24 protein-coding genes, 3 pseudogenes and 1 CRISPR repeat array are annotated in these 24,744 nt (G+C 70.4%); of the genes and pseudogenes, 10 read left to right on the top strand and 17 right to left on the bottom strand.

The window, feature by feature from the left end:
- Positions 1-209: 209 nt before the first annotated feature.
- The 7 genes from casA to cas2e all read left to right on the top strand — a co-directional run bounded on the left by casA (position 210) and on the right by cas2e (position 6,902).
- Positions 210-1,805 (top strand): type I-E CRISPR-associated protein Cse1/CasA, encoded by a 1,596-nt coding sequence (gene casA / locus ABD358_RS18405; protein ID WP_344632150.1) that lies wholly within the window; start codon positions 210-212, stop codon positions 1,803-1,805.
- A gap of 93 nt (positions 1,806-1,898) precedes the next feature.
- Positions 1,899-2,603: a type I-E CRISPR-associated protein Cse2/CasB gene (gene casB / locus ABD358_RS18400; protein WP_344632149.1), complete on the top strand. Its 705-nt coding sequence runs from the start codon at positions 1,899-1,901 to the stop codon at positions 2,601-2,603.
- A 72-nt stretch (positions 2,604-2,675) separates the two neighbouring features.
- Positions 2,676-3,845 (top strand): type I-E CRISPR-associated protein Cas7/Cse4/CasC, encoded by a 1,170-nt coding sequence (gene cas7e / locus ABD358_RS18395; protein ID WP_344632148.1) that lies wholly within the window; start codon positions 2,676-2,678, stop codon positions 3,843-3,845.
- A complete protein-coding gene (gene cas5e / locus ABD358_RS18390; RefSeq protein WP_344632147.1) occupies positions 3,842-4,732 on the top strand; it encodes a type I-E CRISPR-associated protein Cas5/CasD in 891 nt (296 codons plus the stop codon). Before cas7e ends, cas5e begins: the two co-directional genes overlap by 4 nt.
- Positions 4,729-5,475, top strand: coding sequence for a type I-E CRISPR-associated protein Cas6/Cse3/CasE (gene cas6e / locus ABD358_RS18385; RefSeq protein ID WP_344632146.1), 747 nt, complete (start codon positions 4,729-4,731; stop codon positions 5,473-5,475). The genes cas5e and cas6e overlap by 4 nt, the downstream gene beginning before the upstream one ends.
- Before the next feature lie 12 nt (positions 5,476-5,487).
- Positions 5,488-6,549, top strand: a complete 1,062-nt coding sequence (gene cas1e, locus ABD358_RS18380) for a type I-E CRISPR-associated endonuclease Cas1e (RefSeq protein ID WP_344632145.1) — start codon at positions 5,488-5,490, stop codon at positions 6,547-6,549.
- A gap of 35 nt (positions 6,550-6,584) precedes the next feature.
- The gene (gene cas2e, locus ABD358_RS18375; RefSeq protein ID WP_344632144.1) at positions 6,585-6,902 is read left to right on the top strand and encodes a type I-E CRISPR-associated endoribonuclease Cas2e; all 318 of its coding nucleotides are present in this window, start codon (positions 6,585-6,587) and stop codon (positions 6,900-6,902) included.
- 260 nt (positions 6,903-7,162) lie between these two features.
- Here the strand turns inward: cas2e and ABD358_RS18370 are convergent, their stop codons facing one another.
- Positions 7,163-7,738 (bottom strand): P-loop NTPase family protein, encoded by a 576-nt coding sequence (locus ABD358_RS18370; protein WP_344632143.1) that lies wholly within the window; start codon positions 7,736-7,738, stop codon positions 7,163-7,165.
- Positions 7,739-7,774: 36 nt separating this feature from the next.
- A CRISPR array of direct repeats spans positions 7,775-9,084; the repeat unit is 29 nt; unit sequence CGGAACACCCCCGCTCGCGCGGGGACCAC.
- 676 nt (positions 9,085-9,760) lie between these two features.
- Positions 9,761-10,510, bottom strand: a complete 750-nt coding sequence (locus ABD358_RS18365; RefSeq protein ID WP_344632142.1) for a transposase family protein — start codon at positions 10,508-10,510, stop codon at positions 9,761-9,763.
- Between the two features lie 152 nt (positions 10,511-10,662).
- Here ABD358_RS18365 and ABD358_RS18360 point away from each other — a divergent pair.
- Positions 10,663-10,809: pseudogene (locus tag ABD358_RS18360) on the top strand (peptidase C39 family protein); the annotation flags it as partial.
- Here ABD358_RS18360 and ABD358_RS18355 read toward each other — a convergent pair.
- The 5 genes from ABD358_RS18355 to ABD358_RS18335 all read right to left on the bottom strand — a co-directional run bounded on the left by ABD358_RS18355 (position 10,786) and on the right by ABD358_RS18335 (position 14,597).
- On the bottom strand, positions 10,786-10,914 hold the full coding sequence (locus ABD358_RS18355; RefSeq protein ID WP_344632141.1) for a hypothetical protein: 129 nt from the start codon (positions 10,912-10,914) through the stop codon (positions 10,786-10,788). The pseudogene ABD358_RS18360 and the gene ABD358_RS18355 overlap by 24 nt on opposite strands.
- Positions 10,915-10,965: 51 nt before the next feature.
- Complete coding sequence (locus ABD358_RS18350; RefSeq protein ID WP_344632140.1) at positions 10,966-11,835, bottom strand: tyrosine-type recombinase/integrase; 870 nt, start codon at positions 11,833-11,835, stop codon at positions 10,966-10,968.
- Positions 11,836-12,034: 199 nt separating this feature from the next.
- Complete coding sequence (locus tag ABD358_RS18345; RefSeq protein WP_344632139.1) at positions 12,035-13,243, bottom strand: restriction endonuclease; 1,209 nt, start codon at positions 13,241-13,243, stop codon at positions 12,035-12,037.
- Complete coding sequence (locus ABD358_RS18340) at positions 13,240-14,010, bottom strand: glycosyl hydrolase (protein WP_344632138.1); 771 nt, start codon at positions 14,008-14,010, stop codon at positions 13,240-13,242. The genes ABD358_RS18345 and ABD358_RS18340 overlap by 4 nt, the downstream gene beginning before the upstream one ends.
- A 2-nt stretch (positions 14,011-14,012) precedes the next feature.
- Positions 14,013-14,597, bottom strand: coding sequence for a DUF4913 domain-containing protein (locus tag ABD358_RS18335; RefSeq protein WP_344632137.1), 585 nt, complete (start codon positions 14,595-14,597; stop codon positions 14,013-14,015).
- Position 14,598: 1 nt separating this feature from the next.
- Here ABD358_RS18335 and ABD358_RS18330 point away from each other — a divergent pair, with 1 nt between their 5' ends.
- The gene (locus tag ABD358_RS18330) at positions 14,599-15,171 is read left to right on the top strand and encodes a hypothetical protein (RefSeq protein WP_344632136.1); all 573 of its coding nucleotides are present in this window, start codon (positions 14,599-14,601) and stop codon (positions 15,169-15,171) included.
- 53 nt (positions 15,172-15,224) lie between these two features.
- Here the strand turns inward: ABD358_RS18330 and ABD358_RS18325 are convergent, their stop codons facing one another.
- The 10 genes and pseudogenes from ABD358_RS18325 to ABD358_RS18280 all read right to left on the bottom strand — a co-directional run.
- Positions 15,225-15,380: a hypothetical protein gene (locus ABD358_RS18325; protein ID WP_344632135.1), complete on the bottom strand. Its 156-nt coding sequence runs from the start codon at positions 15,378-15,380 to the stop codon at positions 15,225-15,227.
- Between the two features lie 340 nt (positions 15,381-15,720).
- Positions 15,721-16,092: a hypothetical protein gene (locus ABD358_RS18320; RefSeq protein WP_344632134.1), complete on the bottom strand. Its 372-nt coding sequence runs from the start codon at positions 16,090-16,092 to the stop codon at positions 15,721-15,723.
- Positions 16,089-17,249, bottom strand: a complete 1,161-nt coding sequence (locus ABD358_RS18315; RefSeq protein WP_344632133.1) for a DnaB-like helicase N-terminal domain-containing protein — start codon at positions 17,247-17,249, stop codon at positions 16,089-16,091. Before ABD358_RS18315 ends, ABD358_RS18320 begins: the two co-directional genes overlap by 4 nt.
- Entirely contained in the window at positions 17,246-19,048 is a 1,803-nt protein-coding gene (locus ABD358_RS18310) for a type IV secretory system conjugative DNA transfer family protein (RefSeq protein ID WP_344632132.1), read from the bottom strand. Before ABD358_RS18310 ends, ABD358_RS18315 begins: the two co-directional genes overlap by 4 nt.
- Positions 19,049-19,504: 456 nt before the next feature.
- Positions 19,505-20,002: a hypothetical protein gene (locus ABD358_RS18305; RefSeq protein WP_344632189.1), complete on the bottom strand. Its 498-nt coding sequence runs from the start codon at positions 20,000-20,002 to the stop codon at positions 19,505-19,507.
- Between the two features lie 31 nt (positions 20,003-20,033).
- Positions 20,034-20,834, bottom strand: a complete 801-nt coding sequence (locus ABD358_RS18300; protein WP_344632131.1) for a hypothetical protein — start codon at positions 20,832-20,834, stop codon at positions 20,034-20,036.
- A 227-nt stretch (positions 20,835-21,061) separates the two neighbouring features.
- On the bottom strand, positions 21,062-21,385 hold the full coding sequence (locus ABD358_RS18295; RefSeq protein WP_344632130.1) for a hypothetical protein: 324 nt from the start codon (positions 21,383-21,385) through the stop codon (positions 21,062-21,064).
- Between the two features lie 129 nt (positions 21,386-21,514).
- A complete protein-coding gene (locus ABD358_RS18290) occupies positions 21,515-21,967 on the bottom strand; it encodes a hypothetical protein (protein ID WP_344632129.1) in 453 nt (150 codons plus the stop codon).
- A gap of 31 nt (positions 21,968-21,998) precedes the next feature.
- Entirely contained in the window at positions 21,999-23,555 is a 1,557-nt protein-coding gene (locus tag ABD358_RS18285; RefSeq protein ID WP_344632188.1) for a restriction endonuclease fold toxin-2 domain-containing protein, read from the bottom strand.
- A 194-nt stretch (positions 23,556-23,749) separates the two neighbouring features.
- Positions 23,750-24,151 (bottom strand): annotated as a pseudogene (locus ABD358_RS18280) (ATP-binding protein); the annotation flags it as partial.
- Positions 24,152-24,223: 72 nt separating this feature from the next.
- On the opposite strand from ABD358_RS18280, the pseudogene ABD358_RS18275 reads away from it, so the two are divergent.
- Positions 24,224-24,684 (top strand): annotated as a pseudogene (locus tag ABD358_RS18275) (transposase family protein); the annotation flags it as partial.
- Positions 24,685-24,744: the final 60 nt, after the last annotated feature.

Here is a 24,744-nt window from a genome sequence, read left to right as displayed (position 1 = left end):
CCGCAGCCAGCAGGGAGCGGCAAGTGCTGCAGGCCCCCGCCCGCGCGGGGATCAGAGCCTGAGTCAGCGAATCCAACGCGACTCCTCATCGGCTCACCTCCGCCTGCGCGGAGCCTCTCCGCTGCTGCGGAGGTTTCCAGACTACGGCCTTCCCCCCACAGCCGTCCCTGCCTACCGGTGCTGCTATGTGATCGGGGTGCTGTTCCTCCATGTCCTCTGGCGCGGTCAACGACCGCTTCCCCCTTGATCTTCGACCGTGGACACCCGTCTTCGCAGGCGGTGACACGGAACGGGTCGGCTTGCGTGAACTGTTTCTCCGGGCCCACCAGTTCAGCGGTCTCGCCGTGGCTGTCCCACCTGCCGCCTCCGGACTGATGCGTGTGCTGTACGCGATGGCCGCCCGGATCACCGGCCTGCACGAGCTGGCCGACGGCAGTGTCGAGACGTGGCTGGACCGGCGCTACGAACTCCTGGAGGACGGCTCCGCATTCGAACCGGCCAGGGTGCACGCCTACTTCGACGAACATGCGGAGGGGCTGCGCCTGTACGACCCCGTCCGCCCGTTCCTGCAGGATCCGCGCCTGGCAGCCGAGTGCTCTGGCTCGTCCGGAGTCAACAAGCTGGTGATGGCCCGACCAGCCGGCAACAACCAGGTGTTCTTCGGTCACTTCACCGATACCGAACAGGTGGCGCTCCCGTCCGCAGAGGCGGTCCTCCACCTCATCGCCCAGCTCTACTACGGCCCGTCCGGACAGTGCACGCCGCGCACCGTCGACGGACAGCGGTACGGCAACACCATGGCCGGCCCACTGCGCCGCACCCTGTCCTGCCACCCCACGGGAAGGAACCTGTACGAAACCCTGCTGCTGGGCATCCCCGCCCCTGACACCTGGCCGCAGAGCACCGACGGCAGCGACGCCTGCCCCTGGGAGCGCACGGAACCCATCAACCCCCTCAAGCCGCCGAAGCCGGCAGCCGGCCCGCTGTCGATACTGACCGAGCAGTACCAGCATGCCGTCCTTCTGCGGCCCTCACCGGACGGGGAAAGCGTGGTGGACGCGACGATCACCTGGGCCCTTCGCGTCAACCGGCCGGAGCAGCAGGACCCGTACCTCATCTGGGACGAGTCCAGGGACGGCACCCTGCGCCCGCGGGACGCCGATGCGGAGAGAGCGCTGTGGCGGGACCTCGACGGCATGATCCTCCAGAACCGGGGCGACGGCGGACGCAGGCCACCGGCCTTCGACCAGCTGACAGGCGGGCAGCTGCCGGAGCCGGTCTTCCGGGAACTCCGCGTCACCGCCTACGGCTTCGACCAGGACGGCCAGACCCGGGACCGCACCTACTTCAGCGCCATGACCCCGCCTCTGTTCGCGCTCCTCGACTCCACCGGAACCGAGGCCGACACCGCGCTGGCCCTCGGGGTCAAAGAGGGCCGCGAAGCGGCCGAGAAGGCGGCCTGGCACCTGGCGACCGCTCTGCGCACCGCCTGGCGTGAGTACACCAAGCCGCCCGCGGAGGACCGCTCCGGCGGCAGCACCGGAAAACCCGCCAAGAAGCAGCAGGAGAAGAACCCCGGCCCCTGGCCGGAGGCCGCGCTGGCCGCCTACTGGCCGGCAGCGGAGGAACGCTTCTGGAAGCTGCTGGACGCCGAGGACTTCACCACCGCCCTCCCGTCCTTCGGACGGATCGCCCTGCGCGTCTACGACGACATCACCGCATCGGTAGCAGCCGAGCCCCGCGGGGCCAAGGCCCGCGAAAGCGCCCGCGGCCTGGTCCTGACCCTGCTCGCCCGAGGCCGTTGAACCGCCCCTCGACCGGCCGGTGTCGCCGAGACCGCGCACCTGCGGCCCGCAACCGTACGCACCGATGAACCGGCCCCAGCGAAAGAAGCACCCATGAACACCCCCGAAGAGAACCGCACCCCGCCCCCGGGCGGCGCGGAGCCCCCGCCGCGCCACAACAGGCTCACCGGATACGACACCTTCGTCGGACGCGTACGCAGAGCATGCGCCAACCCCGGCACCCAGCAGGCGCTCCGGCGAGGCCTGGCCAAATCCGTGCACGAGGTACCTGCCCGGACCCACGCGGCACTGCTGCGCGACGGCCTCGTCCCCGACGAGGCGAAGGGAGAAGTACGGCGGGCCTACTACGCGGTGGCCGCGCTGATCGCGGCACGCCCCCGCGCCGAACGCATCGCGGATACCGCCCAAGACGGCCAGGACACCGCCGGGCAGCCGCCCAACCCCACAGAGCAGCCGCCCACCAGCGATGCCCCGCACACCCCCACGGAGCAGAAGCCGTCCTGGGGAACGAGCCTGGGCGCGAGCCTGGCCCAGGCCGTCATCCGGGACAGGGACCGGGCGAACGGCGCCGAGTCACGGCTGCACCTCCTGGTGCGGCAGGAAACCGACGGCCTGCACCGCATGCTGCCCGCCGTCATGCGCCTACTCGGTTCGGCGGGAGTGCCCGCCGACTACGGACGCCTCCTGCACGACATCGCGCGCTGGACCCACCGGCGTGACGAGACGGCCACTCGCTGGCTGGAGGACTACTACCGGACTCTCCGCCGTGCCGAACCGGCCGACCGAGGCGGCAGCTGACCGGCGTCCACGCCGCCCCCTCACACGACGTACTCCACGCCACCACCTTCGGACAGAACCGGGAACCACACCATGACCACGCCCACCGCAGCAGCGGGCACCGCCCCGCAGGCCCCCCGCTTCCTCGACCTGCACATCCTCCAGACCCTGCCGTTCAGCAACGTCAACCGCGACGACCTCGGCTCCCCCAAGACCGTTGCCTTCGGCGGCAGCACCAGGACACGGGTCTCCAGCCAGGCGTGGAAGAGGCCGACCCGGCTGGCCGTCGAGGCCCGCATCGGCGAGCGGGCCCTGCGCACCCGCAGGCTCCCCCTGCAGGTGGCCAAGGCCCTCACCGACCGGGGCTGGCCCAAGGACCTGGCCGAGCTGGCCGGAGCCCAGGTCATCCGGTCCACCGAGTCCAAGCTCGACCTGGAGAAGGAGGACGCCCTGAACACCGCCTCCCTGCTGTTCCTCCCCGACAGCGCGGCCCAGAAGCTGGCCGACATCGCCGAAGAGCACCGGGAGAAGCTGGAGAAGGCCCTGGGCACCAAGGCGGCCGCCAAGCCCCTGCTTCCCAAGGACGCGGTGCACGAGGTGATGAAGTCGCGCAACGGTTCCATCGCGCTCTTCGGCCGCATGCTCGCCGAGATTCCCGGCGCCGGAGTCGACGGCGCGGTGCAGGTCGCCCACGCCTTCACCACTCACACCACCTCGGTGCAGGCCGACTTCTTCACCGCGGTCGACGACGTCGACCAGTGGGCCACCGACGCCGGCAGCGCCCACATGAACACCGGCGAGTACAGCAGCGGCGTCTTCTACCGCTACGCCACCCTCGACCTGCGCGACCTGGCCGAGAACGTCTCCGACCCGGTCATGGCGAAGGAGCTGGCCGAGGCGTTCGCCACCGCCTTCATCCAGAGCCTGCCGTCCGCCAAGAAGAACTCCACCGCCCCGCACAGCATCCCCGACCTGGTGCACATCGCCGTCCGCTCCGACCGGCCGGTGTCCCTGGCCGCGGCGTTCGAGAACCCGGTCAAGGCCGGGCGAGCCGGCTGGAGCGAGCCCTCCCGAGTTGCCCTGGACGCCTACGCGGCGAAGGTGAACAAGCTGCTGGGCACCTCCGGTCTCGTCCACAGCGCATACGCCGGAGTGGACGACACCGCCCGGGACGGCCTCGGCACCCGGGCCGGCTCCTACCCCGATCTGGTGGCCGGCGCGCTGGCCGCCGCCTTGCCGAAGGACGGGAGCTCCGCAGCGTGAGCGGTCTCCTGATCCAGCTCGGCGGCACCCCGCTGCAGTCATGGGGCGAACACAGCGCCTTCACCGACCGCGACACCGTCGCCCACCCCACCCGCTCCGGGCTCATCGGCATGATCGCCTCAGCCTTCGGCATCCCCCGGGAACAGGCCGTCGCCGACTCCACGGACGCCTCGCAGACGGAGGCACTGTTCACCCGGCTCACCCGCCTGCGATTCACCGTCCGGCACGACCGCCCCGGCGTCCGGCTGCGCGACTTCCACACCGTCGGCGGCGGCTACCCCGCCCACCGGACGGTACCCACCGCCAAGGGCGGGCGGCGCGGCGCCGGACAGGCCACCATCGTCTCCCGCCGCCACTACCTGGCAGACGCCGTCTTCACCGTCGCCGTCACCGCCCCGGACGACCCCGACCTGACGGCCCGGTGCGCCCAGGCACTCGCCGCACCCCACTGGCCGCTCCACTTCGGCCGCCGCTCCTGCCCGCCCGGCGCACTGCTCCTGCTGAGCACCGACGTACCCGACCCGGTATCCGAGCTGCTGAACGTCCCCCTGGCCCGGCCTCGGCCCCAAGACGCACCGCCGGAAGAAACCGGTGCGGCGACCGGCGGAGACGACGCCCCCACCCCCGCCACCGTCACTGTGCGGTTCACGGCGGACACCCCCTTCCCGCCAGGCTTCCCCGGCTCCGCCTCCAGCCGGACCCCCGTCACCACCCTCAACGACGAACCCGTACGGCTGAAACCCCTCGATCGCATCTACCGCAGCCGCCCGGCCTACACAACGAGCTGCCCGCTGCCCGCCGACCTGTGCAAGGGCTACGGCCTCGACTACCTCGACGCCCTCAACACCCACTTCCGCCTGTCCCCGCCCGAACGGACCGACGCATGACCACCGCAGCCCCCCCCACGCCTCCCACCTCAACCGGAAGCGCCTGGCTCACCCGACTGCGCCTCAACACCGCCAGCCGGACCGTGCAGCGCGACCTCGGCAACGCCGCCGCCCTGCACCGGCGCGTCATGACCCTCGTGCCGGACGGGCTCGGCGACAGCCCCCGCTCCCGCGCCGGCGTCCTGTTCCGACTGGATGCCGACAGCGTCGGAGCCCCCGTCCTGCTCGTCCAAAGCCGCATCGCCCCCGACACCTCACGCCTGCCCCAGGGCTACGCGGACGCCCGGACCAAGGACATGAGTGCCCTGCTCGCCGCCCTGCGCCCCGGGCTTGCCGTCCGGTACCGGCTACTCGGCAACGCCGTCCGCCGATGCGGACGCAACAGCACCGCAGGCCGCTGGAAGCAGGCCATTCCCCTGCGCGGCGAGGAAGCCGACCGCTGGTGGGCCGAGCGGGCCGCAGCCGCCGGACTCGCCCTGCGCACCGTCTTCTCCGAACCGTCGGAACCGCTCACCGCCTGGCATCCCGCCGGCCGCGGCATCACACCGCCCGCGGCAGCGAAGAGCAGCGGCAAACGGAACGAAGACCAGGTGCTCGTACCCCACGAGGCCACACGCTTCGAGGGCACCGCAACGGTCCGCGACGCAGAGGCGCTGCGGCAGGCACTGCTGAACGGCATCGGCCGCAGCAAGTCCTACGGGTGCGGGCTGCTCAGCCTCGCCCCCGGCAGCCAGGACCGGTGAAAGAGGCCCACCATGACAGCCCCCACGGCATCCCGTTTCCCACACGAGAGGAACACGGCCCGGCGCCGCATCGCCGCGCCCACGCTCGCCATGCTGCCCAGGGTCGGCGACTCCCTGTCGTTCCTGTACGCGGACGTGGTCCGCATCGTCCAGGACGACACCGGCGTCTGCGCCGAGACCACCAGCGCCGACGGAGAGACCACCCGCGTCTACCTGCCGGCCTCGGCGCTCTCCTGCCTCCTCCTCGGCCCCGGAACCTCCATCACCCAACCCGCCATGGCCACCTTCGCCCGCCACGGGACCACCGTGGTGTGCACCGGTTCTGGCGGCGTCCGCTGCTACTCCGCCACCACCTCTGACGCCCTCACCACCCGCTGGCTCGAACACCAGGTGCACCAGTGGAGCGACCCCGAACGCCGACTGGCCGTGGCCCGGCAGATGTACCTCAAGCGGTTCAACGTCGCCGTCCCGCCGACGGCACCGCTGAACACGCTGCGAGGCCTGGAAGGGCAGCGCATCAAGGCGCTTTACAAACACCTGGCGCAACAGCACCGCATCGGCCGGTTCAAACGCAATTACGACCCGGCCGCCTGGGACGAACAGGACCCGGTCAACCTCGCCCTGTCCTCCGCCAACACCTGCCTGTACGGCATCGTCCACGCCGCGCTTGTCGCTCTGGGCTGCTCGCCCGCCCTCGGCTTCGTACACCAAGGCAAGCAGCACGCGATGGTCTACGACATCGCCGACCTCTACAAAGCCGAACTCACCATCCCCCTGGCCTTCTCGCTGCACGACTCGTCCCATCCCGAAGCCATGGCCCGTCGCAGCTTCAGGGAAGGGCTGCGCCTGTACAAACTGCTGCCGAGGATCGTCGCGGACGTCCAGTCCCTCCTTGCCCCCGACGAGGCCCAACCGCTGCCGGACGGCCACGCGGTGGAGCTGGTCAATCTCTGGGATCCGGAGGTCGGCTCCGTCCCCGCCGGCGTGAACTACGCAGGCCAGGCCGATCAGCCCCACGTCTCCGACCCGGGGGAGGAACCACTCGAGGAGGACGACCTCGGCGACCCACACTGAGCCCCGCACTGTCTTTCCCGGAAGGCTACCGACCCGTGCCGTCCATGACCGTCCTGTCCACCACAGCCGTCCCCGACCACGTCCGCGGCGCTCTCACCCGCTGGATGATTGAACCCGCCCCCGGCCTCTACGTCGGCACACTTTCGGCCCGTGTCCGCAACGAACTCTGGCGCGTGGTCAGCGCCTCCATCGGTAACGGTGCCGCAGTGCTCATCCACCCGGAAGCCAACGAGCAGGGCTACGTCCTCCGCACTGCAGGCGAACGCCGACGCATCCCGGTCGACTTCGACGGCCTTACTCTCGTTGCCTTCCGCCCCGAGGAGTACGTGGAAGCTGCCGATCCGCCTTTTTGAACCGGGCCTTCATGGCTTTGAGGGCTGCGAGGGCTGTCACGGATATAGCGAGGAGCGTCCGTGCAGACGGAGATGGAGCCGACAACAGACACCTCCGTTTGCACGGAGATCGCTGCGTCCGCGCCGGTCCGCTTGTGCCCTGTGCGAACACCCCCGCTCGCGCGGGGACCACGTTTCCCTTCGGGCTCTGGCTGCGATCGTGCCTTGTACGCTGGTGGCGCTTCCCCGCGTCGGCGTCATGCCGATCGCGGAAATGCTGGTTAAGGGCCGGTGGTGTGCCGGGCCGCTTCTCGCGAGCGGCTCTCCGCCGGCCCTTTCGCTGTCTGCTGCCTCCAGCGCTGGACATCGCGCGGGCTGCGGAGCCTGACGACCTCGACGCCCAGGGCGGCGGTTTCGGCTACCTGCCGGGCGTAGCGGGGGCGGTTGGTCCGGTACTTACGGATGACGGTGCGCAGGAGTGACCTGCGGGCGAAGAACGCGGTGGACCAGGTCAGGCGGCGGGCCTGTGCACTGTCTTCGCGCCCCGTCAGCTGGCGCAGGCTGCGGCGGACGATCCGGTACAGGATCAGGGGCAGGGGAAGGTCGAGCCAGACCAGGGTGTCGGCCCGATGCCAGACGACGTCCGCGAGTTTGGAGAAGTTGCCTTCGACGATCCATCCGTCGGTGCGGGTGATCTCTGCGGCCTGCCGACGGAATTCCTCCAGTGGCAGCGGTCCGTCGGGGGTGAACAGGAGGTCATCGAGATCGGTGTGGGGTTCGTCGAGTTCCGTGGAGAGCCAGCGGGCGAGCGTCGATTTTCCCGTGGCGGGGGGACCGAACAGTGCAACCCGTCGCATGTGCGCCTCATTCCTACAGGGGATGACACAAGAAATCGGAACACCCCCGCTCGCGCGGGGACCACTGCCGGGGGTCGAGGCTGAACGTGCACTCGACCGGAACACCCCCGCTCGCGCGGGGACCACTCCAGCGTGGCCGTGGCCCGGTTCGGCTCCGCCGGAACACCCCCGCTCGCGCGGGGACCACGCCGAACAGGACGACCTCCGCCACCGCATCGCCGGAACACCCCCGCTCGCGCGGGGACCACGGCCGCTGGGCGACGACGGTTCCGGCCCCCGCCGGAACACCCCCGCTCGCGCGGGGACCACCCGGCGAGGGCGTCCAGGATCGCCTGGGTCAGCGGAACACCCCCGCTCGCGCGGGGACCACGTCGCCGTTGCCCATGGTTCTCAGCAGGGGGTCGGAACACCCCCGCTCGCGCGGGGACCACAGCCGCTCCGCGACCCGCACCGCCACCCCCGCCGGAACACCCCCGCTCGCGCGGGGACCACAGCCGGTACACCCCGTCGCCCAGCAGCACGGCCGGAACACCCCCGCTCGCGCGGGGACCACGGCCTGTCCGCGGCCACCCCGCGGATCGCGGACGGAACACCCCCGCTCGCGCGGGGACCACTTTCTGGGGTTGGTGGTAGGGCGGGTTATCGGCGGAACACCCCCGCTCGCGCGGGGACCACGGCTTGGTGCGGGGTTCGGTGCGGGAGCGGTCCGGAACACCCCCGCTCGCGCGGGGACCACGTGTCCTGGGTGAGGGTGGCGGGGCGGACGAGCGGAACACCCCCGCTCGCGCGGGGACCACGCGGCGTGTTCGGCGTCGGCCTCCTTGGCCGCCGGAACACCCCCGCTCGCGCGGGGACCACGGGATCCACCGGCCGACCTGGTCCGCGAGTACCGGAACACCCCCGCTCGCGCGGGGACCACGGAGAGGGGGTCGCGGTCCATGTCGGCGAGGTCGGAACACCCCCGCTCGCGCGGGGACCACGCGCGGTCGGTGGGGATGTCGGGGTGGACCGGCGGAACACCCCCGCTCGCGCGGGGACCACGCGGCGAGGAGGAGGTCGACGACGGCCTGGCGCGGAACACCCCCGCTCGCGCGGGGACCACCCCGGGATCAGGCCCATGGCGTCGGCCACGCCCGGAACACCCCCGCTCGCGCGGGGACCACGCCTTCCTGCGGCGTTCCGCTACCTGTGCCTGCGGAACACCCCCGCTCGCGCGGGGACCACGCGCACGCGCGCGTGCGAGGAACTTCCGGTCACGGAACACCCCCGCTCGCGCGGGGACCACCGCTGCTGGTCGAACTGCGCGGCCAGCAGCCGCGGAACACCCCCGCTCGCGCGGGGACCACTCTTCCTGACCTGCGGCGTTAAAGGGGCTTTGCCGATTCTTGACTGAGCTGGATCCTCGTCACTGGTTCATGGTGCCAGATGCGGCACCGAGGTGAAGCAGAGAACCAGGTTGCGTGAGGGCTGAGGGCTGGACGACTAGGGAACGACGGCAGCCGTTGCCAGGAGTGCGGTCAAGGGATCCGGTGTTATGGCTGCCGGCGTTTCCCGTCGGCGCTTACGGCAGCAGCCCCGGCTCCTGCACCGGACATGACCGGCGCTCCGGGCGATGCGTCGACTGCGGCGTGTTGGACCTTCTGAATCTACGGAAACAACTTGCAAAAACTGTGCCAAGCGAACCAGAGCGATGGGCTGGAGCAGGAAGAAAACCACCGGAGAAGCCCGATTGATCAGCATGGGACGTGCCGTCCGCCCCGCCAGGTCAAGAGAGGAGTGGCCGTGTAAAAGACGCTGACCGCGGCACTCCCTGTAAAGGATGACCGTCTGGGGGGGGGAAGTGTGGTGTGGGGCGGAGGGTGGGGTCCGGTCGGCGAGCAGGAGTCGGTACCGAACCAGTGCGGCGGACCGAATGGGCCGGGACGGACGGCAACGGGCCCGTGCCGAGTCGGCACAGGAGTGATGTGGGCCTGCCCGTGGTGGACAAACCCCACGGTTGACCTGTGCGTTTACTGAGCCTTTTCAGCGCTGACGCTCCAGGGTGAGGACGGCTTTGGCGATTGACGTCATGCGGTTCGGGCTGCATCGGGCCCGGCGGAAGATCCGCCAGGACTTCAGCCTCGCGACGCTCCGTTCGACCGGTGCTCGCGCCGCCGACAGCGCCCGGTTGACCGTGCGCTGGGTCGGGGTGAGCTCCCGGCGAGGCGGACGCCTGACCGGCGTGGTCACCCAGGAGCCGGCTCCGAGGTAGGCGCGGTCGGCGAGGACGGGAACGCCCTGGCGTTCGCAGATCCGGATGATCCGGTGGGTGCGGGCCGCGGTGAGGTCGTGGGTGCGGCCGGGCAGCGCGGGTGAGATCCACAGCAGTCTGCCCGCGGGATCGGTGGCGACCTGCACGTTCACGCCGTGGCGGCGGTGTTTCTGCGAGAAGTCGGCCCGACTGTCGCCGACCCGGTCGCACTCGGCGAGGGTGCCGTCGAGCAGGACGTGCCCGGGGTCGCTCTCCCGCAGGACCCGCAGCAGTCCGGGTGCCCGGCGGGACAGGTGGTCGATGACGGCCGTGACGTAGGCGTGGGCGGTGCCCACCGAGATCCCGAAGCCGGCGGCGAGCTGCGCGAGGGTGTCGTGGCGGCGGAGGTAGACGAGGCCGACGAGGGCCCGCTGGTGGGGCGGCAGCTTGCAGCGGCGGTCACCCTCCCGGGTGACGATGAGCAGGGTGACCCACTCGACCAGGGCGTGCGGCAGGTCGAGTGCGGCAGGATAGGGAACCAACGAGGCTCCTGTGCTGATGAGTTGAGACGTTGAACACCTCTCTCAACGGCACGGGAGCCTCGTGCGTTGCGGAGAGTGTCCTCGCCACCCGATCGGTGGGCACTCTGAAAACGCTCACTGTGTGGTGCCGCTTCCGGCCCGGTGTGCCGGGGCAGTTCGAGAACATCTGGCTCAGAACCAAGCGCTACAACGCGAACGGCCAGGTCAGAAGCGGCACGGGAGGCATCTGCTATGTGATCTTCCCGGCAAAGCCCGCACCGGCCCAGCACCGGGTGCTACGGGAGCTGGGCATCTGCTGAGCCGCCGCCGAGAACGGCCTCCAGCACCTGCCGGCAGCGGTCGCCGCCGTCGGCGGTGAGGTGGCCGTAGCGGTCCGCCGTGACCCTGACCGACCGGTGCCCCATCCACCGCGACACCTCGTGGAGGGGAACACCGTTACTCAGGGTCTCGGTGGCTCACTTGTGCCTCAAGTCGTGCGGGGTGTACTCCCGCATCTTCAGCCGCCGGATCGCACGGACCCAGGAATTGCGCAGCAGATTCGGATAGGGAATTCTTCCGCTGCTGCTGCGTATCGGCAGCAGATCGGCGAGGGAGGCTATTGAGGAAGGGGCCGGGACATCGCGCCACTCGCCTTCCCTGCGGTACTTGAGCGGCGCGTAACGGACCACATACTTTCCCGAACCATCCCTCACCCTTATCACCTGCCGGCGCATCCGCAGAATTCCGCCGGAGATGTCCTCGGGGAACACGCCGAGGGATTCCCCGATACGCAGTCCGCAGCCGGCCATGAGCCAGACCGCGGGTTCCAGCCGCGGCCCGATCTCTTTTGCCAGGGCGGCTATCTCCTCGAAACTGGGCAGGCTCCGCTCGTCCACCCGCGGTACGGCGCCGACCGGTTTCCCGGCCTCCCGCACCGGGCTGAAGGGGATCCGGCGGTGCCGCACCGCGTGCGAGAACAAGCCCGACAGGACGATGCGGCGGGACTGGACCGTGCCCGGGGCCGCGCCCTCCTGCCGCCACCGCGCGTACAGGTCCTCCACGTCGGCGGTGGTGACCTGGGCCAGCGCCTTGCGGCCCAGGTGGGGCAGGACGTGGAGCCGCAGGATGCGCTCATAGGCCTCGGCGGTGCCCGGGGCCATGCTCTTGGACGCCAGCCACTGCTCCGCGTACCGGTGCAGGGGGACCCTCCCGGCGTCCGGGTCGATGTACAGGTTCTCCCGCTTGTCGTTCTCCACTTTCACGGCGAAGGCCAGCGCGTCCCGCTTTAAGGCGAACGACTTCTCGCGCTGCCGCCCAGCCCTCCCACCGGGCTCCCGGTAGCGCACAGTCCACCGCTTTCCGCTATGGCCGGGGCCCTTGTCGACAATCCGCGCCAATCTCTCACCTTCCGTGCATGCTCATCCCGCCGGAGGAATTCCAGCGGGGGCGTGATGCGCCGTGGTGAGTGATGTTATGGATTATCCCGGCCGCACCAAATCAGCGCAGGACTAGGGGAACTGGCGGCGGTGATTCCGAAGGAGGCTCCTACCGCCCGGGGAAACCCTGCTCCAGCCACTGCTGAACAGCCGCCGGGGTGGTGTAGCCGTACCGGCGCAGAGCGCCGACGATGTCCCGGCCGCACACAAGGGCGATGGGATGGCCGTCTTCGCGGACCTCTTCCTGCACCTGCCTGTGGAAGTACGAGGTCGTGACGAGGACACCGAAGGTGCGGTGCCGCAGACGGGAGATAAGGCGCGAGACCTCTCTGACCCCGACAGAGTTCGAGGCCGCGTAGCACTTCGCTTCCAGAGCGAAGTCGATGGAGATGGGGCTCGCCTCCGGGCCGAGAACGTACTCGCCGACTGCATCGCGCCCTCCGTCGCGACTGGGGCGGGTGAGGTCGCAGGCGCCGGTCCTGGGCGCCATCAGCCGCCAGACAGCGACCGCGCACTCCTCGAAGTCGTGCTCCCGGCCGCGGAAGTGGGCCCGGATCATCTCCAGGATGGCCCGGCCTTCGGGGTCATCGGGGAGTTGGTCCGCCTTGGACCTGATGACGGTGGTGGAAGGCGCGAGCAGGGGGGTGTAGACGCGTCCCTTGACCCAGGCGCCCCATGCCGGAGGGCAGCCGCCTTCAAGCGGATCCCCTCCCTCCAGGAGATGCTGGAGCCAAGTACGGGGAACCCTGGCATGGTCCAGCACCGTGAATCGGGCCCGGTAGTTCTGGAAGCGGCGGCCGCCGGTGGTCCGCCAGATGGCCGCCAGTTCGTCGTCGGGCGCCATGTTGGGCCCGCCGGGTGCCAGAAGGCCGCGGAAGCGCACAGCGCGGCCGGCACCCCCTGCCTTCTCGAACAGGAAAGGCGGCACGCCTGCGGCGCGTTCGGCGGCGGTGCCGTGCGAAGCCGCGAAGGCGTCCCTCAGCAGTACGTTGCCTCCGCGGGGAGTGCCGTGCAGGTCCCGGCCCGGAGTCCTGTTGTCGCCGTAGTAGGTGAAGGTACCGGTCTGCGTGTCGAGGTGGTCGGGCCAGTCCACTACACCTCCGGTCGTGTAGAGCACTGATAGGCGGACGGTGCCCTTGGCGGGCGAGCCGCAGTGCCGGAACCCTCCCTGGTTGCCGACCCCTGGTACTAGCTTGGCGATCGGGTCATCGCCGGCGTTGCCGTTGGCCCCTCCGGCGTAGAGGGCGTCCACCACCAGGTCGGCAGTGCCGAGGTCATCGAAGGCGACATGGGGGTCGGGCAGGGGCGCAAGGCTCATGGAGCATGGTCTAGCACCTGCCGCTGACACTGCCCTGTGCCCTTCGCTGGGGTGACTCGGGTGGTGCCAGGAACGGGGCGGGCGCCAGCGCTGCTGGTGGAGCGGGAGAGCGCGGCGACTGTCCTGCGGTTCGGCGCGTCGGGGTGTTGTGCGGGTTCGGGGAGTGGTGTGTCGCGGTCGGTCAGCCACTGGTTGGCGCTGACGCCGTCCGGGAAGGCGCCTTCGCGCATGGTGTAGGTGAAGGTGTCGAGGTCGGCCTCTTCGAGGAAGATCCGGATCGGGTGCTGGGCGGCGCCGGGATCGGTGTCCCGGACCATGACCCAGATCTCGTGCGGTTCGTCGTCGCGGGTGTGGTGATCGAGAACCTGGTACCGCTCGCCCGAGCGGACGATGCGCTCTTCGAGCTGGGCGGTCAGGGCGTCAGCGGGACGGCTGTACCTGCCCTCCGGGAGACGGATGGCCGCAGGGTCGCAGCCGCGGGCGACCAGCCATCGCTGGGCGAACGGCAGCATCGCGTGCTGCGCGTGCTCGACCTGAAAGGTGCGGGCCCGCAGATCGCGGGTGATGTGCAGCGAGACGAGCTGGGGAGCGCCTGGGACGCCCCAGGTGGCCGAGCCGTCATGGACGACGAGGAAGCTGTGTGCCGCGTCGGCGGTGTGGTGGTCGGCCAGGACGTGGAAGTCGTCGCCGGCCAGGTCGAGGTAGTCCCTGGCGTCGGCGGCTGCCTGATCGGCCGGGGTGAAGCCGTCAAGGTGGTAGTCGGGCACGGTCACCTCTCCTCCGGGTCGGACTGGGGCGTGGCGAGCAGGCGGTGGTTCGGCCGTCCCGGGTTGGTGGTGCAGGCGGCAAAGGGGCCGTCAGGAGCGCGTAGCTGCAGCAGGGCGGGGCCGAGGTGGTCGCGGTGCCAGATGTTGGGCCCGACCAGTCCCGCCTCGACGTCGATGAGCTGCTGCCAGGCCAGCCACAGGGCGTGCAGACGCGCGACGGCCTCGGGATGCTCGTACCACTGCCAGCACCAGGGCCGGTTGGTGGTGACTTCCCGCCCGTAGGTGGGGAGCAGGAGGTTGTCCACCCAGAAGCGCAGCGCCTTCAACTCCGCCGCGTAAGCCTCCTCGTCCAGGGCCAGGATGAACACTGACCTCGGTCCCTTGCCGCCGTGAGCAGGAACGGGTGCCGTATCCGCTGATGCAGCGGCTGCTTTCAAGGCGTCGCCGGATTCGTCGGCGAGCCGGTCTAGCAGGCGGCCGTGGGCTCGGGTGTCGGCAACCAGCCGGGCGACGGTGGCAGCGAGGTCGTCGATGTCGGGACCGGATACCGAGGCGGACTCTTGGGAGCCCTCGGAACGCTCGGGCACGGTGGATCTCCTCGCGCGGTCGGACTGCGAACTACCGAGCACGAGACTCACCGAAGAACCGGATTTGGCCTGGCCGGTGTTCGCGGGTATGGGGATTCGCGCTTTGGCCCTCTCGGGCATGCGACCGAGCGAGGTGGTGGAACAGGACCGGCAAGGCGCCGTCGCCACCGATCCTCAGCGCCGTTCGGTGGTGCCTTTCCTGAAGATGCTCAGCGTCCGTGACGGGGACGGCAGTCGATCCAGGATGTTGCGCTGGGGGAGAGGAATGAACCTGTGCGGCGTGGCGCGGAACGGGGAGAGCGGAACGGCTGCGCGCGGCGGTGACGCGAGGCGACAGGGCACTGTGCTGTTCCGCGGCCCGGTGGAGGAGGAAGCCGCCGGTGAGGACGGCCAGGCGTGCTTCGGCCAGTCGGTCCGTTACCGCAGCGGCGATCCTGCCCTGATCGGCGACCTCGGGGTCGACGTCCACCGTGTGAGGGGCGCTGAGCTGCTGGTAGACCTCGGTGATCAGGCATATGGCGTGCCGGACGTGCACGGCGGCTGCGGTGGACAGGCCGACTGCCCGGAGCTGTGATCCGGTTGGTTCGGAACCTGTTGAGCGGAACAGCACCTCGTCCGATACTTCGGTCAGCAGCCCGCTGAGGCTGCTGAGCCGTTGGGAGAGGTCGACGATGCTCGGTAGGTGGCCGTGGTGTTCGGGAAAGGCAGGCGCTTCCGCTCGGTGTTGAAGCGCAGGGCCATCTCGTACAGGACTTTGACGTCCTCGGCGGTCAAGCTGGTCACGAGCAGCTCCGGGAAGACGATCAGGAGGAAGCGGGCCAGGGGCAGTTAGGGAAGAGAGCTGGCCATCTGGTGGGCAGGTTGTACTGAGGAGCTGCGGCGGGGGTGGGCGCGGGGTGCCGGGCCATGGCTCACCGGCCCAGTCGTGCGGCAGGGGTGTCGGTCGGCCGGGTGGTGGGAGGCGCCGCTGCCGGACGTAGCGCGGTGGTGAACGCATCGGTGGTGGTGCGGCTGCGGGCCGCCGTTGTGCGAGGCGAGGACGTGAGGAGGTCCTCGGACGCCCTGCGCAGGGTGAGGTAGGTCTCCAGGAGTGCCTTGCGGGCTTCGACGAGCCGGTCCTCGACTACTCGGTCGGCGGCCTGTCGGGCATCACGTAGATCTGGGGAGTTGGAGTGGTGGCGAACCAGTAGAGGAAGCCGAACTGCTCGTATACCTCGGTGAGCCCCTGCAAGGCCCGGCCGACGGAGGCGGCGGCAGAGGAGAGGGCGCCGACGAGGTGCCGGTACTCGCGGGAGACGGGACCCTCGGCGCCGGTCACGCGGAACAGCACCTCGTCGGAGAGACGGGCGTGCAGGGTACGGGCGGTGCCGAGCCGGTGTGAGACGGCGACGAGGTCGGGCAGGCGGTCGGAGAGCGGAGATGCCGGCAGACGCCTGCGCAGGCTGTCGGCCTCGTCGGCCAGGGTCTCGGCACCGTTGTCGGACCGGTTGCTCATGAGCGGCTCCGATGGGGTGGACGGGTAGGGGAGGCCGTGCGGGCTGCCGCGGCGGGTAGGTGATCGGTCGGAGTCGGCGGGGAGAGGCGGGTACGGGCGCGGGCGGCGGCGACACGGGCGGGGAACGGCCGGGCGGTGGCGGGCGGTTCAGAGGAGCCGGTGGCCTGCTGCCAGCGGCGTACGGTTTCCGCCAGCGGTTCCAGGACGTGGAGGGCGTAGCCGATGAGGCGGCCGGGGGAGAGGGACTCGTCGTCCGCCAACTCCTGTACGGCCCGGGCGGAGACAGCGGCGGTCCGTAGCACGGAGGCGCGTACGACCTGCTGCGCCAGGTAATCGGCGGAGCCGGCTGCCGCACTACTACAGACGTCCCTGACCTGCTCGGCCGTCACGCTGCCGTCGGCCAGCAGGCCCCGGTGCTGCGCCTCCCACAGCACGGTGAGGTGGTCCACGGGCTCGCCGCGGTGGTGAAGCGCTGCCACGCACCGGTAGAGCCGGCCGTGGGCGGGGACGGCGAAGTCCTCCGGCCGGAGCCAGGCGACGACCCGGTCCAGCTGGGCCGGGCGCTCGACCAGTGCGCCGAGCAGGTTCCGCTCGTCGGCGAGCAGGTGCTCGTCCGGCAGAGGAAGGAATCGGGAGGCCGCCGGTGCGGAGCCTGGCGGAGCGATGGCACGCGGCTCGGTGCCCCACCGACGGCCGAGGTCCGCGAGCACCTCGGCCAGCGTCCGGGCGCGGTGCAGGCTCTCCTCCACCTCGCCCCGGACCGCGTCGGCGCGGGCGGCTTGGTGCAGGCGGACGGCGTGCTCCGCGACGCTGCGGTGGATGGCGCCTTCCAGCACCATCCGCCCGTACGCCGGGGCGTGACCGGGGTGCGGGCATGCGGCGACGAGGGCGTGCGGGTACGCCGCAGTGAGTCCCCGCACATGGCGGCTCGCTTCGGCGACGGTGTCGGTGACCCAGGACAGCGGCACCTCGTCGGCGCTCGCGCGCGCCGCGGGGTGGCCGCCAGCGCGGAGCCTGAGCATCGCCGCGTACAGGGCGGCGTGGACGGGCCGGGAGAAGTGGGCCGGGGCCAGCCAGTCCGCCAGGCGTGGAAGCTGGCCGGGGTCGAGGAGCACCGCGCCGAGCACCGCCTGCTCGACTTCCACCAGGGGCTTCACCGGCGGCCCTCGGTCTCGGAGGCTCGAACGGTGGCCATGTGGCCGGAGGCCTTGGCCAGGGCGCGTTCGGTGATCTCCGCGGTCGCCCTGGCCGAGGCGGCGCTGAGCGCCTCGGCGCCCGGCTCCTTGTACCAGGGCCTGAGCTTCAGCAGGGCGGGCCGTACGCCGGTGGCGAGCAGCAGCGCCGAACCCTTGGGCAGGGCGCGGATGGCGTCGGTCGGGAGCGCGCGCTCCTGCCGCAGGGAGACGGAGGTCGACCCGCCGGACCCGCCGGTGGTCTTCGAGACCGTGGGCACGTCGTGGTCGCCGACGAGACGGGAGAGCTTGTCGGCGAAGTCCGCGTCGTCGATGCCGGAGCCGACCAGCTTGATCGTGGCCGCCGACCACAGGGCGTCCATGCCCGCCTCGCCCCACACCCGTACGCCCTGCCGGTAGGACTGCAGGATCGTGATCGGGATGACGCCCCGGGAGCCGAGGTGGGAGTACAGGTCGGGCAGGTCACCGATCTTGCAGACGTTCGCGGCCTCGTCCAGGATCGCCAGTAGCGGCGGGTCCAGGCGCCCGCCATCGCGCTCGGCCTGGACGACGGACGCGCGCATCACCGCGTCCGCCGCTGCGGCGATGATCGCCGAGGCGGAGCCGCCGCCGTCCTTGGACAGAAGGAACAGCGTGTCGCGGCTGGTGACGAACTCCTGCGGTCGGAACTCGGGCAACTCGTCGGTGGGGGTGACCCAGGCGGCGACCTCCGGGTCGAGCAGGCAGGCCGCGTACTGGCGGGCGGTCTCGAAGATGCCGTCCCGGGTCTCCACCGCCCCGGCGACGGTGCCCTGGAGTTGGGCGGCGACGGCCTCCAGCCCGGCGTCCTGCAGCAGGTCGACCGGGGTGCGGTCGGCCGGTGAGGCGAGCCAGGCCAGCACGTCGGTGATCGGACGCCCGCTGCGGGCCGCGGCCAGGAACAGGGCGGTCAGGGTGTTGGCTGCGGCGGTGGACCAGAAGTCGCCTTGCGAGGACTCGTCCACCGAGGCCGACACGAAGTGGCCGGCCAGGCGCCGGGCCCCGGGCAGGTCGCGGGCGTCGGCGAGGATGTCCCACCACATCCGGCGTGGGGCGTGGGCGATTTGCTGCGGATCCAGCGTCCAGACTCGGCCGACCTCGGCACGGGCGCCGACAGTGGCGGTGTAGGCGTCCCGGGCGGCCTTGTTGGAGGTCAGCAGCACCGGGCCGGGAGCGCGGAGGATGGCGGGGACGGCCAGGCAGGAGGTCTTGCCCGAGCGCGGAGCCATGATCGCCAGCAGGACGTCCTCCCAGGAGGAGCGCACCTCGGCCCGGCCCGGGGCGAGGGCGCCGAGCAGGACGCCGCGGTCGTCCGGGCGCACGTCCCTCGGCCTGCGGCCCGACAAGCTGGGACGCAGATCGACGGCCTTGGCCGCGCTCTGCTCGGGCAGCAGCGCCGCCAGGTCCCGCGGACCGGCCAGCCCGTTCCGCGGACCGCGCAGACGCAGCCACAGGAGCAGCCCGGCGGCGATGACGGCGGCAGTGGCCAGGGCGGGGCCGGCGCGGGTGCCGACGAGTACGGCGGTGGGCGACAGGTGGGGCCACAGGCGCTCGGGGTGGAACAGCGCCTCGACGGGCCGGTAGGCGGCCCACCGGCCGTGACCGGCGAGGAGGCTGGTGAGGTTGCCGGTCAGCCAGGCCAGGGAGCCGCCGGCCAGCCCCGCGGCGGCGAGTCCGAGCAGGGGGTAGAGCAGCAGGTCGATACCGGTGGTGGGGGAGGGCGTACGGGTGCGCGGAGACGGCACGGCGGGCTCCGGGAACGGACGGGGGCGGTGGTGGGTGCGACTCGGCGGGCTTCCAGCGGCCATCACGCGGTCCTCATTGCGAGCGTCGGGACGCGGCTGCGCTGGTAGGTGTCGCGGTCGTACAGGTCGAAGTCGAACTCCACGTGGTAGCCGCTTTGGTCCAGCCGGAAGAGGGCGCGTGGCCTGGGCGTAGACGTCGGCCTCGTCGAGATCGACCTTGTAGCCGACGGCGCGCGGCATCTGCGTGGCGTGGTCGGCCATCTCGTTCTCGGTCTGCTCCCCCAGGTCGTAGGGGAGTCCGTACCACTGCTGCCTGGGCGAGGGCTGCGGATGAAGCCCGCGCGCCGTAGGAGGGCGGCGGCCGGCTCGTCGCCGCCTTCGGCGGTGACGCCGCTCTCGGGGCGCCGGGTGATGACGACATCGGGGGCACGCATGGCGACCTCGGTGGAGAGCGGGTCAGACGTAGGGGTTCTCGGTAGGACGGTCGGTCTCGGTGGCGGCCTCCAGCAGCTCGGGCAGGTCCTCGGGATCGGCGTCGCGTTGGTCGACCCACCACCCGGCGCGGGTGATGGTTCGGGCGGCGTCCTCAATGCGCTCCCACTCCGCCTCGCCGACCTCGCCCTCGACGACCAGGACCGTGTAGGCGGCGGTCATGAGCCGGTGGCGGCAGCGGATGCCCCAGGGGATGAGGCGGTCGGTACCTTCCAGCGGAGGCATCCGGTACTGCGCGGACCATGCTTCGGCCTCGGCCAATTCCTCCGCCCGCTTCGCCTCCACCCAGGCTGCCTTGGCTTCGGCGTCCTTGGTGTGGGAGGCCCTCCAGCAGGAGGTGCAGTCACGCTCGGCGAGCCACCGGGCGTACCCGGCCCGGCGGTCAGCCGGCCGGTTGGACAGGTCCCGGTCGACCCGGTGCCCGCAGGCGTGGTCGATGGTCCAGATCTTCTTCACGGCCATCGAAGACATGGCTCCTTTCGGGAAGGACTGATCAGCGGGAGAGGCCGTGGGCGGGGCGCGTTTCGGCGGTCGCGGTCCGACAGGTGACGGCTGCCTGCGCCGTCCTCGTCTCAGGAGCACGGGCGGGACCGCCGTCGAGCGCGGTGCTCCCGACCTGTGTGGGTGCGATTCGGGAGGAGGCGCGTATCGCGGTCACGGACGCGGCCAGGTGCGGCTGGGCGGCGACGGTCAGACCGGCGCCCTGCATCACCGCACTGGCCCGTGCGACCTTCCGCACGGCATCGCAGTACTCGACGGTGTCCGGCAACGCGTAGACATCCAGTCGGGGCTGGTACTGGAAGCCCTGCTCCCGCAGGATCCGTTCGCCCGCCGGGCGGCCGTCGGTGACGGCGGCGACGACACCCAGGGAGAAATGCACGCCGAAGGCCACGTCCGGGCCGGTCTCCGCGGATGAAGCTCGGTCGCCGGCCCCAGCACGGCCATCTGATGCCGGATCCTCGATACGCGAGTCGCTTTGGGCGACGGTCTGGTCTGCAACGCGGTCGTGCCGATCAAGGGAACCGCAGCCAGCAGGGGGGCGGCGGGGCGGGGTGACGTCGTAGGCGGCATCGGCGGTGACGGTGAGACGAGCTGCCCGGAGGGAGCTGACCGCCTGCTGCGCGCGCCGGGTCAGGCCGCGGTGCGGCTCGGTGAGGGCGTACAGCGCCTGCCCGGGAACCGGCTCGAACCCGACCAGACGCAGCATGTGATCGGCGAGGTGGTGACCGTGCACATTCTGGGCCACGACACCGAACTCGTCATGGTGGTAAACCATGATGTGCGGGCTATTCATGGAAGCTGCTCCGAGAGAGAAGCGCCCGGGAGCGGAGTGAGAGCCGCTTCCCGGAGCGAGAACGACCGGGTAGGAGCAGGATCCGGAAGCTGGGGGATTTGGCCGGGCCGCCGATTTTCGGTAGCAAGCCGATAAGCTCGAGGTTGCTGCGGCGCGAGGGAAACCTTGTCAGGGTGTGGCAGTCGGAAATCCCACCTCAAGGCCCCTCAAAGGCCCTGTCCTCTGTGTCAAGCGCACCAATGCGGTCTTCGAAGAACAGACTTGACGGCCGCCGGTGTCCGGTCAGTCAAGTGTCTCCTCCCAAGATGCGACAGAAGGGCTGTGATGAGACCGGGGAGCGGTACATCCGGTACCGGAGCATCGGGGATGCCGTCTTCCACTCCCCACTCGGTGTTGACCACCATGGGCATTCCGCTCGGCACGACGTGGTCGCGGAGCCACATCGTGAACTCCGCCGCCCGGGCTGTCACGTCGGTGACGACTGCGCCTTCCGGGGTCGTCAGGCCGAATCCTTCAATGGCTTCGTCCTGGAGAGTGAAGCCGAAGCTCATGGACGGGCCGCGGGAACCCGGCCCTCTGGGGCGTCATCGATGCAGGCGAACTCGTCCGGGGCGCGCTCGCACAGACGTGCGTCTTCGCACCTTTCTTTCTCCTTCCTGAAATGGCCAGTCGTGGTCCTCTCAGTCCAAGTCCAGTCCGCCAGTGGCTTCGATGTGGGTCACGAAGACGCCGACGAGTCGAGGGCGTGGGACGTCGGGAACGATGTCGTCGGGGAGGTCGCTCTCCAGCCCCCATTCCGTGTTGTAGGTGATCGTTGCACCGTTCGGTACGACCTCGGTTCGGAGCCACCGCACGAACTCGACGGCCAGGTGAGCCGTACAGTCCTGAATGGCCACGCCCTCGGGCGACAGCCGTGCGATGCCCTCCAGCTCCTCTCCGTCGAGAGTGATGCCGAAGTACATGACCGAGCCGTGCGCGGGACCGTCCGGATCGCCGTCAAAGCGGATGAACTCGTCAGGATCTCGAGCCCGCAGTTTCTCCTCGAGAAGCGAGTAGGTGAGGCCCCATGTCGCTCCTTCCGCGGGGGTGAAGATGTACATGGTGCGGAGTTCGGCGATCTCCTGCGCTTCCACAATGCCCTCCTGCGGTGTGGCGATTTGTTGATCATGGAACGTGGCGGGCGTAACCCTTGACGCCGTAGGCGGCCATCATCACGCGCCAGTAGGACACGGAGTCCGGGTTGTTGGTGGCGATCTCCACCCCTCGCATCTCCGCGTTACGCGGATCTTTCAAGGCCGCGGCGTACTTCTTCAATTCCGCTCGGTCGCTGTCATAGAGAAAGTCTCTCTTGCCGGTTCTGTGGTTCTCGCGCAGTTCTTCGAGGGAGCGGTAACATTTCCTGTTCGGGTCGTTGACGTACTTGGCATCGATGGCCATGCCGTCGACCTCCCGGAAGCCGTCGACCATCAGGGTGTTGCTCTTGCCGAGGCCCTGGGGGATGGGCACCTCGTACTCCGGGTATCCGGCCACCCGCTTCTGGTAGGCAACCTCGGCGGGTTTGCCGCCCGAGACATCACCGGGCCGCAGCGACGCCAGCCACGTCTGAAACTTCTGCCGCTCGGGCCCGGTGAGGGCGGGGAAGCGCGGGTCGGGAGGTGTCGGGGGCGGAACCGGTTGGATGCGCAACCCGGGGACCGGCGGGCGGTAGGCCACCGGGACAAGGGTGGGAATGCGGACCAGGGGCGCGAGGAACGGCGGGACCGAGGGGAGGAGGCCGAACCCGCCACCGTCGGGCTGCGGCATCTTCACCCGCTCCCGGGCGCTGTCGAGTGAGGGCGGTATGGTGCCCAGCCCCGCGATGCGAACATCGCCGGAGACGAGTTCGTGCAGACCGCCGTCGTGCCCGTTGCCGCCGAACAACGGATTCTCCCAGAGGGGGAGGGACTCGCCGATGAACGGGTTCGACTCCAGGGGGATGCGCTCCAGCGCGGTGTCGATGTGGTCGGCGTAGGCATCGCACGCTTTGGCGATCATTCTGCACGCGGTGGGCAGGTTCGCCATCAGCGTCTCGCCCTCGCCGACTTCACCGGGCGGGGGTGTCTTGCCCACGAATTTCTTGAAGAAGTCCTCCACGGCATCGGCGGTGTCGCCGACCTGGCCGAGGTTGGCGGTCTGCCAGGCACGTTCCGAGTCCCAATAAGCGTCTTCCAGGATCTTCGCGGCGTTCCGCCAAGTCGTGGCGACGGCGCGCAGCTTGCCCTGCTGACCGCGGAAGCGTTTGTGCAGCAGGTACTGGTCGACCCAGCCGGTCTCGCCGACGATCTCGGGCAGGTCCTCGGCGTTGTGGCTGGCGCGAGGCGTGCAGTCGGGGCCGGAGGGCTGCGGGGCGACGCCGGGGGTGCTGGGGGCGCCGGGGTCCTGTTTGAGGAAAGCGGCGGCGGTGTCGCTCTCGTTCTTCAAGAACTCCTCGGCCGCCTTCAGCAGGGATCCGGCACCGCCGGCCATGACCTGGTGGGCGAAGCCGGCCTTGTCGAAGACGGCCTGCACGGCGGGCTTGTACACGGCGGCGAAGGCCCGGCCGGCGTCGTCGTCCCCGACCATGCCCTCCTGCTTGCCGAGCTCGGTGGAGAGCAACCCCAGCATCTCGAAGATCAGATCGCGCAACCCCACCAGGGACCATGACGCATTGACGAACTTCTCGGTCTGATGCACAAGGTTCATCGCCACCCCCAGGCATGACTCCTGAAACGCCCCAGGAACCGTACACGTCCGCGAAGACAGAGATGGTGTCGGGACCGGTCCGATGAGGGAGGGAACTCCGTCGCCTTGCCGGTGAACTTGGCGTCCTGTACCGGTTCCGGTGGTCTCCCGGGTGCTGATCGGCACAGCGCGGAAGGCCGGGCGATGCATGGACGTCAGGCATGCATGCGGGCGTCGGTGTCGAACAACTCTCGCTCAGCGGGGTGGAGGAGGTGCTGGGTGATGAAGGAGCGGCCCGCGACCTTCCACAGGCCCCGGCCCTTGGCCAGGGCGCCGACGGCCTGGGCCTCGACGCCGGTCAGGCCGAGGAGGGAAGCGGCGGTGGCGAGCTGGTCGGGTTCCTGGCGGTAGACGATGCGGGTGGAGCAGTCGGGCAGCAGCCCTTCGGCCAGGGCGCGGCTGCGGGAGTCGGCGTCGCCTGCGGTGAGCAGGTCGGACAGACGGTGGATGACCATCATGTTGGCGATGCCCAGGCCGCGGCTGAGCTTCCACTGGGACTGCATGCGCTCCAGCAGGGCGACGTGGCGCATTACGCGCCAGGCCTCGTCGTAGATCACCTAGCGCCTGCCGCCGGGGTCCCCGGACGGCACCCTGCTGCCGATCGACTGGGGGCACCTCCCGGCCGAAGGCTGGGGGAGATCGCCGCCGACCGGCCGTACCACTCGGGAAAGCACCAGCGGCACGGCATGAACGTCCAGGTCCCCGCCGACCCGTCCGGGAAGCTGCTCTGGGCCTCCCCGGCCCTGCCCGGCGCGGTCCACGATCTCCGTGCGGCCCGCACCCGCTGGGGGGCGCCCCCTCCGGGGACATCATCGACGCCTTGACCGAGGCCGGCGCGGCCTGCTGGGCGGACCAGGCCTACCGAGGCGCCGGCCCTGCCGTGCGGGTGCCCTACTGGGGCCGCTGGGCGAAGCTCTCGGCCGGGCAGCAGGCCCATAACCGCTCCCACGCCCGCATCCGCGCCCTGGGCGAGCAGGCGGTGGCCGCCCTCACGTCCTGGCAGCTACTGCGCAAGCTCCGCTGCAGCACCACCCGCATCACCGGCCTGGTCCAGGCCGTTCTTATTCTCCACCTCGCCGTATCAGCATGAGGTTGGAAAACGCTCATTGTCCGTTTCTCTGACAGGCGGTCACCATCTGTGATGGGTGGT

The organism is Streptomyces glaucosporus (assembly GCF_039533345.1).
Taxonomy (GTDB): domain Bacteria; phylum Actinomycetota; class Actinomycetes; order Streptomycetales; family Streptomycetaceae; genus Streptomyces; species Streptomyces glaucosporus.
This window is presented reverse-complemented; position numbering and strand designations above follow the sequence as displayed.

Excerpts from the sequence above, each read along its gene's own strand:
- casA (WP_344632150.1), top strand. The coding sequence starts at position 210 with ATGTCCTCTGGCGCGGTCAACGACCGCTTCCCCCTTGATCTTCGACCG.
- casB (WP_344632149.1), top strand. The coding sequence starts at position 1,899 with ATGAACACCCCCGAAGAGAACCGCACCCCGCCCCCGGGCGGCGCGGAG.
- cas7e (WP_344632148.1), top strand. The coding sequence starts at position 2,676 with ATGACCACGCCCACCGCAGCAGCGGGCACCGCCCCGCAGGCCCCCCGC.
- cas6e (WP_344632146.1), top strand. The coding sequence starts at position 4,729 with ATGACCACCGCAGCCCCCCCCACGCCTCCCACCTCAACCGGAAGCGCC.
- cas1e (WP_344632145.1), top strand. The coding sequence starts at position 5,488 with ATGACAGCCCCCACGGCATCCCGTTTCCCACACGAGAGGAACACGGCC.
- ABD358_RS18370 (WP_344632143.1), bottom strand. The coding sequence starts at position 7,738 with ATGCGACGGGTTGCACTGTTCGGTCCCCCCGCCACGGGAAAATCGACG.
- ABD358_RS18355 (WP_344632141.1), bottom strand. The coding sequence starts at position 10,914 with ATGGGGCACCGGTCGGTCAGGGTCACGGCGGACCGCTACGGCCACCTC.
- ABD358_RS18345 (WP_344632139.1), bottom strand. The coding sequence starts at position 13,243 with ATGAGCCTTGCGCCCCTGCCCGACCCCCATGTCGCCTTCGATGACCTC.
- ABD358_RS18320 (WP_344632134.1), bottom strand. The coding sequence starts at position 16,092 with ATGAGCAACCGGTCCGACAACGGTGCCGAGACCCTGGCCGACGAGGCC.
- ABD358_RS18305 (WP_344632189.1), bottom strand. The coding sequence starts at position 20,002 with ATGGCCGTGAAGAAGATCTGGACCATCGACCACGCCTGCGGGCACCGG.
- ABD358_RS18300 (WP_344632131.1), bottom strand. The coding sequence starts at position 20,834 with ATGAATAGCCCGCACATCATGGTTTACCACCATGACGAGTTCGGTGTC.
- ABD358_RS18295 (WP_344632130.1), bottom strand. The coding sequence starts at position 21,385 with ATGAGCTTCGGCTTCACTCTCCAGGACGAAGCCATTGAAGGATTCGGC.
- ABD358_RS18285 (WP_344632188.1), bottom strand. The coding sequence starts at position 23,555 with ATGAACCTTGTGCATCAGACCGAGAAGTTCGTCAATGCGTCATGGTCC.